The organism is Solimonas sp. K1W22B-7 (assembly GCF_003428335.1).
GTDB lineage: Bacteria > Pseudomonadota > Gammaproteobacteria > Nevskiales > Nevskiaceae > Solimonas_A.
Window position 1 is genome coordinate 1,239,653 of record NZ_CP031704.1, and the last position, 12,473, is coordinate 1,252,125.

At 68.2% G+C, this 12,473-nt stretch carries 10 protein-coding genes; 9 read left to right on the forward strand and 1 reads right to left on the reverse strand.

Annotated elements, in window-relative coordinates; genetic code table 11:
* Positions 1-18: 18 nt before the first annotated feature.
* Positions 19-1,137 (forward strand): methyl-accepting chemotaxis protein, encoded by a 1,119-nt coding sequence (locus tag D0B54_RS25055; protein WP_117290067.1) that lies wholly within the window; start codon positions 19-21, stop codon positions 1,135-1,137.
* A 952-nt stretch (positions 1,138-2,089) separates the two neighbouring features.
* Positions 2,090-2,422, forward strand: a complete 333-nt coding sequence (locus D0B54_RS05805) for a DUF1820 family protein (protein ID WP_117290069.1) — start codon at positions 2,090-2,092, stop codon at positions 2,420-2,422.
* A gap of 59 nt (positions 2,423-2,481) precedes the next feature.
* On the opposite strand, the gene D0B54_RS05810 is transcribed toward D0B54_RS05805, so the two are convergent.
* Positions 2,482-4,872 carry a hypothetical protein gene (locus D0B54_RS05810; protein WP_162932239.1) on the reverse strand — a complete coding sequence of 797 codons (2,391 nt, stop codon included), beginning with the start codon at positions 4,870-4,872 and terminating at the stop codon, positions 2,482-2,484.
* 499 nt (positions 4,873-5,371) lie between these two features.
* On the opposite strand from D0B54_RS05810, the gene rpoN reads away from it, so the two are divergent.
* The 7 genes from rpoN (at position 5,372) to D0B54_RS05845 (ending at position 12,451) form a co-directional block, all read left to right on the forward strand.
* Positions 5,372-6,820: an RNA polymerase factor sigma-54 gene (rpoN, locus tag D0B54_RS05815; protein ID WP_117290073.1), complete on the forward strand. Its 1,449-nt coding sequence runs from the start codon at positions 5,372-5,374 to the stop codon at positions 6,818-6,820.
* A gap of 30 nt (positions 6,821-6,850) precedes the next feature.
* Positions 6,851-7,231: a response regulator gene (locus tag D0B54_RS05820; protein ID WP_117290075.1), complete on the forward strand. Its 381-nt coding sequence runs from the start codon at positions 6,851-6,853 to the stop codon at positions 7,229-7,231.
* Positions 7,224-8,693: a sigma-54 dependent transcriptional regulator gene (locus tag D0B54_RS05825; RefSeq protein WP_117290077.1), complete on the forward strand. Its 1,470-nt coding sequence runs from the start codon at positions 7,224-7,226 to the stop codon at positions 8,691-8,693. The genes D0B54_RS05820 and D0B54_RS05825 overlap by 8 nt, the downstream gene beginning before the upstream one ends.
* A 153-nt stretch (positions 8,694-8,846) precedes the next feature.
* Entirely contained in the window at positions 8,847-9,179 is a 333-nt protein-coding gene (gene fliE / locus D0B54_RS05830; RefSeq protein ID WP_117290079.1) for a flagellar hook-basal body complex protein FliE, read from the forward strand.
* A gap of 17 nt (positions 9,180-9,196) precedes the next feature.
* Positions 9,197-10,852 (forward strand): flagellar basal-body MS-ring/collar protein FliF, encoded by a 1,656-nt coding sequence (fliF, locus tag D0B54_RS05835; RefSeq protein ID WP_117290081.1) that lies wholly within the window; start codon positions 9,197-9,199, stop codon positions 10,850-10,852.
* Positions 10,853-10,878: 26 nt separating this feature from the next.
* Positions 10,879-11,865: a flagellar motor switch protein FliG gene (gene fliG, locus D0B54_RS05840; protein ID WP_162932681.1), complete on the forward strand. Its 987-nt coding sequence runs from the start codon at positions 10,879-10,881 to the stop codon at positions 11,863-11,865.
* A complete protein-coding gene (locus D0B54_RS05845) occupies positions 11,858-12,451 on the forward strand; it encodes a FliH/SctL family protein (RefSeq protein WP_117290085.1) in 594 nt (197 codons plus the stop codon). The genes fliG and D0B54_RS05845 overlap by 8 nt, the downstream gene beginning before the upstream one ends.
* Positions 12,452-12,473 lie beyond the last annotated feature (22 nt).

The following is a 12,473-nucleotide window of genomic DNA, read 5'->3' on the forward strand; positions in this document are numbered from 1 at the left end:
GAACACAGGGATCACCCCATGAACCTGAACAAATCGATTCCTCCCGCGCTGGCGCTCACCGCCGCGCATTTCGCCATCCAGCTGGCGGGCCTGCCGGCCACGGCGAGCTGGGCCGGCGTCCTGCTGATGGCGGCTGCCTGGGCCTGGGCCGGCCGTGAATACTGGCGCGAGCGCCAGGCCACGGAGACCGAACTCAAGACCCTGCGTGCAGCGGGCGAATCGCAGCGCCAGCTGCTGGCCGACCTGCGCCGCGGCATGGGCGCCGAGATGCAGGGCACGCAGCAGGAGATCGCCCGTGTGCGGCAGCTGGTCACCGAGGCCACGCGCCAGCTCGGCGGCAGCTTCGAGGAGATGAACCGCCAGGCACAGGTGCAGGCCAGTGCGGTCGGCCGCATCCTGAGCCGCAACGGCGAGCAGCAGGATGGTGGCGGCGTGCGCCACTTCACCGGCACCGCCGGCACCCTGATGAACAGCCTGGTGGAGGCGCTGGCCCAGGCCAGCCGCCAGAGCGCCGCCAGCGCCGGCCAGATCGACGAGATGGTCAAGCATCTCGATGCGATCTTCGACCTGCTGGGCGACGTCAAGACCATTGCCGACCAGACCAACCTGCTGGCGCTGAACGCGGCGATCGAGGCGGCGCGCGCCGGCGAGGCCGGCCGCGGCTTCGCGGTGGTGGCCGAGGAGGTGCGCAACCTGTCCGAGCGTTCCACCAGCTTCAACGAACAGATCCGCAAGCTGGTTTCCAGCTCGCGCGACGCCGTGGCCAAGGTCCGCGAGACGGTCGGCGAGATGGCCTCGCGCGACATGAGCGCCAGCACCGAGGCCCGCGACGAGGCCGGCCGCCTGCTGCGCCAGGTCGAGGAGGTCAACGGCAGCCTCACCGCCGGCATCCGAGAGGTCTCCGCCTCCCGCGAACATATCGCCCAATCGGTGGGTCAAGCGGTCCGTTGCCTGCAGTTCGAAGACATTGTCACCCAGGCCCTGGGTTCCGCCGAGCGCCACCTGCGGCGTATCGAGGCGATCCAGGCCGAGGGTTCAGGCCAGCCGGTTCCGGCGGCCACGGAGAATTGGCGCCAGCCGGCACACAAGCCGGTGGCGCAGGTATCGATGCAGTCGGGAGCCGTTGAGCTTTTCTGACGAGTCCACTGTCCAAGAGTGGGGTGTACTTGGCGCCGGTCTCCGGCGCTTTTTTTATGTCTGGAATAAACCTGCCGCACCGGACCCCTGCAGCCCGGCGGGCAGTGAAGCTAGCTTGTTAAAGAAGCCAGACGAGTCCGCGACCTATTCGCGGATGCGTCAGCAGAGCCCTACTCGGTCAGCCCGGGTCGTCTGGTGCGGCGCCATACGCAGCGCCTGGAGGAGAGAGGCCTCTCGCAGCTCGTGGGACTATTTTAATTTCTGGCGGGTGTGATCTCCTAACGGAGTTCCGTATTTTTGCTGGGGTTAATATCTTCGGGCCTCCCCCTCTCTCGGCAACTGCTCCATGCGTTGCCCTACCTCGGGAATCCATTCCCTCGCCAACCCCTCTCCCACGAGGGGAGAGGGGCTCAAGTTCCTTGCGAACTGGCAACGATCAGGTGAAGCCTGTTTGGGATCACTCTTCCGAAGGCTTGATGAGCGTGAGCGAATGCTTTTGACGTTGGGCCCCTGTTGTGCGGGTGCCTGCGCGGGGGGCGGGCGCAGGGTCGAGCCGGACAGGACGTCCGGCCGAGGACACGCAGGCCATGGATGGCCTGTGTGTCCGACCCGTCGCGCTCGACCACCGTGCAGGTTGCCCCGCTTCAGCGGGGCCGCCCGCACCCAGGGTGTGCTTTCTTTGGTTACTTTCTTTGCACAAGCAAAGAAAGTGACTCGCCCTTAGGCGAAATAAACCAACAGGGATCCACGGCTCCCGACCGGCGTAGTCGCCGGCATCACCGCTGTGCGCGCCCTCGATACACCGCTACGCGGCACTCGGGATGAACGGTTCGGTGGGAATAGAGGAAGGTCGTGAGCAAGCTCGCTCCTACATTCCGGGCCTTTCGACACGCCGTGAGAGGGAGAACTGCGGTGGGTGTAAACTCAGCGCATCGACCGCAGCTTTTGACTCATGCCCACCAAACCCCGCCTCTACCGCATCCAGTTCACCAACCGCGACCAGGTCTACGAGATCTACGCGCGCGAAGTCAGCCATGGCTCGATGCTGGGCTTCGTCGAGATCGGCAAGCTGGTGTTTGGCGAGCGCAGCAGCATCGTCGTCGACCCGGGCGAGGAGAAGCTGAAGAACGAGTTCGAGAACGTCGAGCGCTTCTACGTGCCGGTGCATGCGGTGATCCGCATCGACGAGGTCAACAAGCAGGGCACGGCGCGCATCCTCGGCGAGGGCGGCAAGGTCACGCCGTTCCCGACGCCGTACAGCTTCGGCGGCGAACCGCGTAAGTAAAGCACCGCACATGAAAAAGCCCGCCTTCCGGCGGGCTTTTTCGTTTCAGCCAGCACGCATCACGGCGTCGGATCAAACCCCTTGGTCGTGCAGGGCTCGCTGCCGCAGACGTTGACCACGCGGCCGTTGGAGCGCAGGAAGGCGCCCTTCTGGGCCTGGGCTCTCGGGTCCTTGCGCGGGAAGCTGTGCGGGTCGGCGCCGTAGCCCAGTTCCGGGCGCGGCGGGCGGTTGTCGATCGGCGGGGTGGCGACGCCGTCCGGGTTCGGCGAGCCGTCGAGCTTGAACAGCGGGCCGCTGTCCCAGACCACCAGCGCCGAGCCGTTGTGCGGGTAGCTCAGGCAGGGGATGCCGTAGTAGGGCTCGTCGTCGGCATGGCGGCGGTGGATGTTGAGTCCCTCCGGCTCCATCTCCACCTGCGGGTGCACGCCCGCCAGCACCTTGTCGCCGCGCTGTGCGCGCGAGCCGCCGACCACGGCCGGGCAATGCAGCTTGGCGCCGATGGTGCGCGCCGCGACCTCGGCGGTGGTCATCGATACTTGGTGATCGCCGAAGGCCGGGTGCAGCAGCACGCGCTTGGGCGGCGTGTTGGGCAGCGGGTCGTCGGCGCGCAGGTGCTGCACGTAGCCGTTCATCTCCGAACGGTCCCACAGCAGCTGGATCAGCGACAGCGTGAAGGCCTGGTCCAGCGAGGCAGGGTAGGCGGTGTAGAAGAATGCGGCGTAGGTGTCGAAGTCGACGCTGCGCTGCAGCAGCGTGGAGTAGTTCATGCCCGGCACGCCGAGCACGCCGGCGCGGATGTCCGGCGACAGCGCCACCAGCGAGCCGCCCATGATGCCGCCCTGCGAGTTGCCGTCGTAGAACAGCTCGCGGCGGTCGATCACGCACTTGTCGCCGACGCGGAAGGCGGCGTTGGAGCAGAAGCCGCCGGCGTGGATCATCGCGCGGCCGATGAACATCCAGTTGAGGAAGCCCTGCTGGCCGCGGTCGGTGAGCGTGGTGAAGTTGCTCATGTCGAGCAGCAGCGTCAGCACGTTGAGCACGTCGGCTTCGGCCATGCCGATCCAGTCCGGTGCGCAGAACATCATGCGCTGGTTCTGCGCGGTGTCGCCGATGTGGCCGCCGCCGACCTCGCCCTGGCTGCCGAGCAGGCCATGGCCGTACATCGAGGGGCGCACCAGGTTCACGCTGATGGCATCGGCCGCATTGGCGGCGTTGCCGAAGGCGACGCGCGGGATGCGGCAGGTGAACGTGGCGCTCATCGTGCCGTTCTGCGTCGGCAGGCCGTCGCTGCTGCCGCTGGTGTTGAAACGCGAGCCCGGGGCGCCGCTGCCGGTCAGGAAGTTCGGCACGGTGACGCTGCCGGTGACCTGGCGTGCGATGGTGGCGTTTTCCTCGGCGCTGAAGTCGGTGACCGCGTCGATGGTGAATTCCGGCGCGGCGTTGCCGAGGTCGCCGAAGGCGGTGTCGCGGATCTTCAGCGCGCGTTCGCTGAGGTTGCGCTCGCTGGCCACGGTGAAGTCCCAGGCCAGGTAGAGATCGGAGCGGCCGATGCCGGCGCGGCCCAGCTTCTCGAAGATCTCTTCCATGTGGGCGCGGCGGTCATTGATCGCGGCGCGCTCGCTGACGTGGTTGTCGCGGTAGATGCGGAAGGCGGTGGAGGGTTCGATGATCTCGCCCGCGCCGTCCTTCATGCGGCGCAGCGCCACGATGTAGCGGTGACCCTCTTCGAAGTTCTTGGCCGGGCGCACGATCAGCGCCGGGCCCGGGTCGTTCAGCGGGTTCTCCGGCAGCGGCACGACGTCGCACAGCGATTCGAGCGTGTGCAGCAGGTCGGTGATCTGGTCGATCTCCAGCAGGCCGCTGACCACGGCCAGCGGATCGGGAGCGTCGCAGAGACTGGCCTTGGTGAGGTTGGCGTCCAGCTCCGACCAGATCAGGTGGCGCTCCAGCGTGTCGGCGTCGATCACCACGATCGGCTGGTCGGCACGCAGGCTGGCGCCGATGTCGGTGATCGGCACGGCACCGGTCTTGGCCAGGTCCAGGCCCGGGATGCGCGTGAGGATCGCATTGCCCGGCGAGAAGCCGTCGTTGCGGTTGAAGTCGGTCGGCGTGATCGGCTTGCCGGTGATGTTGCGCGGCATCGACAGCAGCTTCAGGTTGACGTGGCGGCCGGTGTCGGTGCTGTCGTCGGCGACCGTGAAGTAGTCGTTGGGCCAGGGGAAGGTGCAGTAGTGCGGGTCCAGCGGATCGCAGCGGCTGGCGAACAGCAGGTCGGTGCCCAGTTCGCTGTCGATGGAGGCCTGCTCGGCCGGGATCGGTTCCGGCGTGCCGCCGCCGGGGTTCTCGCCGGGCGTCGCGCTGACCTCGGAGCTGCTGTGGCAGCCGGCCAGCGCGGCGAACAGCAATGCGAAAGCGAGACGGCCGAGGCCGCCGGGAGTGAATGTCGACACCATGACTCTCCTCAGGTCGCAGCTTCATTGCTGCGCCGGTTCTGGCTGCGGCGGGATGCCGCGCCGGCCTGCCGTACATCGCGGCGGCTTGTCATGGAATGGTAATGATTGGCCGCTGCCCCCGCAGTGGTAGTTTTTGCCCTTTGTGACAAATGTTTGCGGAGTGTCCGCGGCGGAATGCGCGCCGCCTTTCCGGCGCCGGCACCTGGTCGCGATCCTGCATTGGCAGGGGCGCAGAACCCCTACAAGCAGGCCCGACCCAGTAGTTTTTAACGACAGCGCCGGGGGTGGCCCGGGCATGGCCTGATTTGCTGCATTGCGATCTTCATTCGATACAAGCACTTGAATGGTGCAACTCCCTTCGGGCCAAGCCGGATGATCGTCAGAAATCCGTCATATGTGGGGTAAATCCCTACAATGCGTAGGGAATGTTCCGCTACGGACGTAAGCCATCCTCGCCAACTATGGGCCCCATAGAAGAAGCGGCGAGGAGAGAGGAATGAAGACCAACATGCACCTGCGGACCAGCCAGAACATGGCGATGACGCCGCAACTGCTGCAGTCGATCCGGCTGCTGCAGCTGTCCTCCCTGGAGCTCGAGCAGGAGCTGCGCCAGACCCTGGAAACCAACGTCATGCTGGAGCAGGACGAGGCCGAGGGTTCCGACGAGGAGCCGGTGCCGCAGGAAGCGCCCGCCGACGAGCTGCACGCCGAGGTCACCGGCATCGATGCCGGCGCCCACGACAAGGTCGAGGCCGACTTCGACTGGAGCAGCGCCGAGAGCTGGTCCGGCGGAGAGCCCTCCGACGACGACGACCGTCCCTGGCAGGAGCGCCACGCCAGTGCCGCCCAGACCGACGCCCGCATCGCGGCGCTGGAGCAGCTGCAGCTGACCATCGAAGGCCGCCGCGAGGCCCTGATCGCCGAGGCGATCATCGAGGCGATCGACGACAACGGTTACCTGGAACAGCCGCTGGACGCGATCATCGCGCGCCTCGGGCCCAACTTCGCCGCCGGCCTCGACGAGGTCGAGATGGTGCTGGACAAGGTGCAGGCGGTGGAGCCCAGCGGTTTCGGCGCACGCAACCTCGCCGAGTGCCTGTGCCTGCAGCTGCGCATGCTGCCGCCGAAGACCCCGGGCCGCGATCTCGCCGAATTCATCGCCGCCGCCGCGCTGGACCTGGTCGCCGCGGGCCGCACCCAGGAACTGCAGGCGCTGCTGGGCGTCAGCCGTGCCGAGATCGGCCAGGCGGTGGCCCTGATCCGCACCCTCAACCCCAAGCCCGCCGCCGCACTGTCGGCCCCGGCCGAGGCGGTGACGCCGGACCTGCTCGTCACCGGCACGGCCGGTGCCTGGAAGGTGGAACTCAATGCCGAGCGCCTGCCGCGCGTGCGCGTCAACAAGCTGTACGAGCGCCTGCTGACGCAGAGCGGCACGCACCGGGGGCTGCGCGACCAGCTGCAGGAAGCGCGCTGGCTGGTGCGCGGCCTGGAGATTCGCCACCAGACGCTGCTGCGCACCGTGCGCGTGATCTTCCAGCGCCAGCGGGCCTTCCTCGAAAGCGGTGAAGTCGGCATGGCGCCGCTGACGCTGCGCGAGGTGGCCGAGGCCATCGGCATGCACGAGTCCACCGTCTGCCGCGTCACCAGCAACAAGTGGGTGCAGACCCCCTGGGGCGTGTACGAACTGAAGGCCTTCTTCCCGAGCCAGATCACCGGCCTGGCCGGCGAGACCTCGGGCACGGCGGTGAAGGCGATGATCCGCCGCATCATCGACGGCGAAGGCCGCGGCACGCCGCTGTGCGACGGCGACATCGCCGCGCTGCTGGCGCGCCAGGGCATCCGTGTCGCCCGCCGCACCGTCGCCAAGTACCGCGAAGCCATGAAGATCGCGCCCGCCAAAGAGCGCGGTATCCCGTCCCCCCGCACCGCCGCGATGGCGGGTTGAGCTGCAAGAGACAGAAGCAGGAGCATGAACATGAACAACCTCCGGACGTTGCTGATCGACGACAACAAGGCCTTCGTGGTGCTCGCGCGCCACCTGCTGGCGGGCACGCAGGTGGAGGTCGTCGGCGAGGGTTACGACGGCTACGACGCCGTGCGCCTGGCCGAGGAGATTCGCCCGGACCTGATCATCATGGACCTGGCCATGCCCGGCATGGGCGGCCTGCAGGCCACGCGCCTGATCAAGGCCCAGGACCATCCGCCGCGGGTGGTCATCGCCAGCCACTACGACGACGCCGCGCACCGCGAGTTCGCCGCGCAGTCCGGCGCCGACGGCTTCATCAACAAGCAGGACTACGAACACAACATCGCCCAGCTGCTGCGCGAGTTCTCCCGTGGAGAAGCCCATGTCTGAATCCCGCGTGCTGGTGGTGGATTCCGACGCGTCGCGGTTGCAGACGCTCGGTGCGATCCTGCAGTTCATCGACCACAGCCCGGTCATGGTGGAGTCGGTGTCCGAACTGAACCTGTCGCAGCAGCGCCAGCAGGACTGGCTGGCGGTGGTGGTCGGCGATACCGGTGACGAGGCCCCGTTCACGGCCTTCGTCGACTGGCTCAAGCGCGATCGCTACCACCCGCCGCTGCTGGTGCTGCAGCCGCGCCAGGAGCTGCTGATGCAGCGCCACAACCTCGACGCCAGTGCCTGCATGTCGCTGGACTACCCGGTGAAGTACCCGCAGCTGCACGAGATCCTGCGCCGCGCCAGCCTGCTGCGCATGGACCTGCACCAGCAGTCGATGCGCCAGGCTGGCCCCACCGGCAACTCGCCGGCGGTGCGCCGCACGCGCCGCCTGATCGAGCAGGTCGCCGGCTTCGACACCACCGTGCTGATCACCGGCGAGTCCGGCACCGGCAAGGAAGTGGTCGCCCGCGCGGTGCATTCCTGCTCCGCCCGCCGCGACAAGCCCTTCGTCGCCGTCAACTGCGGCGCGATCCCCTCCGAGCTGCTCGAGAGCGAGCTGTTCGGCCACGAGAAAGGTGCCTTCACCGGTGCCATCACCTCGCGCAAGGGCCGCTTCGAGATGGCCGACGGCGGCACGCTGTTCCTCGACGAGATCGGCGACATGTCGCTGCCGATGCAGGTCAAGATCCTGCGTGCCCTGCAGGAGCGCACCTACGAACGCGTCGGCTCCAACCGCAGCGTGCGCTGCGACGTGCGCGTGATCGCCGCGACCCATCGCAACCTCGAGGAGAACATCGTCAAGGGCACGTTCCGAGAAGACCTGTTCTACCGCCTCAACGTGTTCCCCATCGAGATGCCGCCGCTGCGCGAGCGCCTGGAGGACCTGCCGCTGCTGATCGACGACCTGGTCTCCGGCAACGAGCGCAACGGCCATGGTTCGGTGCGCCTGGCGCCGGACGCGGTGCACGCGCTGCGGGCCTACCACTGGCCGGGCAACGTGCGCGAGCTGTCGAACCTGGTGGAGCGCCTCGCGGTGCTGCACCCCAGCGCCAACGTCGGCGCCCAGCTGCTGCCGCAGCGCTACCGCGCCGGCCAGCTGACGCTGACGCCGGCCGAGGAGCCCGCCGAGGACCGCCACGAGGCGATGCTCGCCGCCGCCGGCCTGCTGCCGCCGCCGTCCACCGCCAGCGCCATCGCCGCCCTGAGCCAGCTGCCGCCGGAAGGCGTCAACCTCAAGGACCACATCGAGGGCATCGAACTGGCGCTGATCCGCCAGGCCCTGGCGCAGTCCTCCGGTGTCGTCGCCCATGCCGCCAAGCTGCTCAACACCCGCCGCACCACGCTGGTGGAGAAGCTGCGCAAGTACGGCTTGACGCGCGAGCTGGCGGGTGAGGGCGAGCAGTTGAGCGCGTGAGGGTGTTTTTTTCCCCTCTCCCGCTTGCGGGAGAGGGGAACTGAAGCCCCGCCAAATCCTTGACGACTCAAGCCCCGGAAACCGCGCCATGAATCCGTTTTCCCCGGGAACAGGTCTTGCACCCTTCCTCTCAAACCCATCCGGAAAACCGCGATGAACGAGATCGGCATCAACAATGTACTCGCGCAGATCCGCGCGATGCAGACCCAGGCGACGCAGCGTCCGGCCGGCGTGCCGGCGGCTGCGCAGCCTGCGGCGCAGAAGGCCGGCTTCGAGTCGGTGCTGCAGGGCGCCGTCAACCGTGTCAACGAAGCGCAGCAGGACAGCTCGCGCCTGCAGACCGCCTTCGCCATGGGCGACCGGAACACCGACCTGGCCTCCGTGATGGTGGCCGGCGCCCGTGCGCAGGTGCAGTTCAAGGGAATGGTCGAAGTCCGCAATCGCCTGGTAAGTGCTTACCAGGACATCATGAACATGCCGATCTAGTTCGGGAATAACACGCCATGGCCGAACTCGCTCTTTCTCCCCCGCGCAGCCTCAGGGACCTCCCGGCGCTGCGCCAGCTGCTCATGCTGGTCGGCGTGGCGCTGGCGGTTGCCGCCGGCTTCATGATGTTCACCTGGTCGCAGAAGCCGGATCTCACCCCGCTCTACGGCAATCTCGCCGACAAGGACGCCGCCGAGATCGGCGAGGCCCTGCGTGCGGCCAACATCCCCTTCCAGGTCGATACCGTCAGCGGTGCCGTCTCGGTGCCGGCCGACCAGGTGCACGAGGCGCGCCTCAAGCTGGCTTCGCAGGGCCTGCCGCGCGGCAGCGCCCAGGGCTTCGAGATGATCCAGCAGGAGCAGGGCTTCGGCACCAGCCAGTTCATCGAGACCGCGCGCTACCAGCACGCGCTGGAAACCGAGCTGGCGCGCAGTGTCTCCACGCTGCAGCCGGTGCGCGCCGCCCGCGTCCACCTGGCGCTGCCCAAGGCCTCCGCCTTCACCCGCAACCGCGAGGCCGCCAGCGCCTCGGTGCTGGTGGAACTGCATGCCGGCCGCTCGCTGGAGCCCGACCAGGTCGCTTCCATCGTGCACATGGTCGCCAGCAGCGTGTCCAACCTGCAGCCCTCCGCCGTCACCGTGGTGGACCAGAACGGCCGCCTGCTGACGCGCGACGACGCCAGCAGCCCGCTGGGCCAGAGCGGCGAGCAGTTCGACTATGCGCGCCGCGTCGAGTCCGACTACGTGCGCCGCATCGAGCAGCTGCTGACGCCGATGCTCGGTGCCGGCCGCGTCAGCGCCCAGGTCAGCGCCGACCTGGATTTCTCGGTGACCGAGGAGGCGCGCGAGACCTACAAGCCCGACTCCGCCACCGTGCGCAGCGAGCAGGTGTCCGAGGAGCAGCAGCGCAGCGCTTCCGGCCAGGCCGGCGGCATTCCCGGCGCCACCAGCAACCAGCCGCCGCCGCAGACCGCCAACCCGCCGCTGAACCAGCTCACGGGCGCCAATGGCAGCGCCGAAACGCCGCTGTCGCAGAGCAAGCAGTCCTCGCGCAGCTACGAGATCGACCGCACCCTGAGCCACACGCGCCAGCCGGTGGGCAACATCCGCCGTCTCTCGGTGGCGGTGCTGGTGGACTACGTGCCGCGCGTCGGTGCCGACAAGAAAGCCACGATGGTGGCCCTGAACAAGGCCGAACTGGAGAAGGTCAACGCCCTGGTGCGCGAGGCCGTCGGCTTCGACCCGCAGCGCGGCGACAGCCTCAGCGTGCAGAACGCGCCCTTCGTGCAGCCCGACGCCGTGACGCCGGAAGACCTGCCGCTGTGGCAGAACCCGCAGCTGCGCGACGGCCTGCGCCATGTCGGCGGTGCGCTGATCGTGCTGGCCTTGATCTTCGCGGTGCTGCGCCCGGTGCTGCGCCAGCTGCTGGCCACGCCGCTGTCGGCACGCGCGGCCACCGCGCTGCCGGGACCGGGTGGTGCCGGTGGCCTGGGCTCCGACGACGTGCGCGTGGTGTCCGACGGGCCCATTGCCCTGGGACGCGGCGCCGGCAACGCCGCGGTCGCGGCCTTGCCCGACCCCTATGACCAGAAGCTGCAGACCGCGCGCGCCGCGGTCGGCCAGGATCCCAAGCGCGTCGCGCAGGTCGTCAAGAACTGGATTGGGCAAGAATGATGGGTGACTCGACTCCCGCTGCGGATATCGGAGGCGCCGAGCGCGCCGCGATCCTGCTGATGTCGCTGGGCGAGACCGAGGCCGCCGAGGTGCTCAAGCACATGGGCGCCAAGGACGTGCAGAAGGTCGGCCAGGCCATGGCCTCGCTGAGCAATGTCTCGCGCGAGCGCGCCAACGAGGTGATCGACCGCTTCGTGATGGAGCTGGACAACCAGACCGCGATCGGCGTGGGTGCCGACGACTACGTGCGCCGCGTGCTGGTGGGTGCGCTGGGGGAGGACAAGGCCTCGGGCCTGATCGACCGCATCCTGCTGGGCCGCAACAGCAAGGGCCTGGAAGCGCTCAAGTGGATGGAGACCCGCGCCGTTGCGGATCTCGTGCGCAACGAGCACCCGCAGATCGTCGCCATCGTGCTGGCCTACCTCGACCCGGACCAGGCCGCCGAGGTGCTGGAATTGTTGCCCGAGCGCATGCGCGGCGACGTGCTGATGCGCATCGCGCGGCTCGACGGCATCCAGCCGGCGGCGCTGCGCGAGCTCGACGAAATCATGGAGAAGCAGTTCTCCGGCGGCGGCAATCTCAAGTCCTCGAGCGTCGGCGGCATCAAGGTCGCCGCCGGCATCCTCAACCTGATGGACTCGGCGCTGGAGCAGTCCATCGTCAGCAAGATCGGCGAGGTCGATGCCGACCTGTCGCAGCGCATCCAGGACCTGATGTTCGTGTTCGACGACCTCGGCGAGGTCGACGACCGCGGCATCCAGACCCTGCTGCGCGACCTGTCCACCGAAACCCTGGGCATGGCGCTGAAGGGCGCCGACGCGCGCGTCAAGGACAAGTTCGTGCGCAACATGTCCAAGCGCGCCGGCGAGATGCTGCTGGAAGACATGGAAGCCAAGGGGCCGGCGCGCGTCGCCGACGTCGAGGCGGCGCAGAAGGAAATCCTGGCGGCCGCGCGCCGCCTGGCCGACGCCGGCACGATTTCGCTGGGCGGCAAGGGAGAGGAATTTGTCTGAGCTGACGCTGCCCTTGCGCTGGGAGCCGCCGGTCTTCCCGGGCCCCGGGCACTGTCCCGAGGACGTGGTGCTGCACACCGCGCAGCAGCTCGACGAAATGGAAGCCGCGGCCTACCAGGACGGCTTCGCCCGCGGCCACGGCGAGGGTTATGCCGCCGGCCTGCAGCAGGCACGCGCCGAGGCCGCGCGCCTGCGTGAGCTGGTCGCGCACCTGGCGCGGCCGCTGGCCCAGATCGACGAGGAAGTGGAGCGCACCCTGGTGGCGATGACCGTGGAGGTCGCGCGCCGCCTGGTGCAGCAGGAACTGGAACTGGACCCGACGCGCGTGCTCGGCGTGGTGCGCGAAGCCATCGGCGCGCTCGACGGCAATGCGCGGCAGATGCGCGTGATGGCACATCCGGAGGACGCAAAGTTGCTGCAGGAACACCTGGTGGCGCCGCCGGACGTGGCCGAACTGCGGGTGGTTGCCGATCCCGGCCTGATGCGCGGCGATTGCCGCGTGGTCAGCGATGCCGCCCAGGTGGATGCTCGCCTCGATACGCGCCAGGCGAACCTGGCGCAGAGTCTGATCGGAGAAGCGGAGTGATCGACACGAGCGTTTCTTTTGT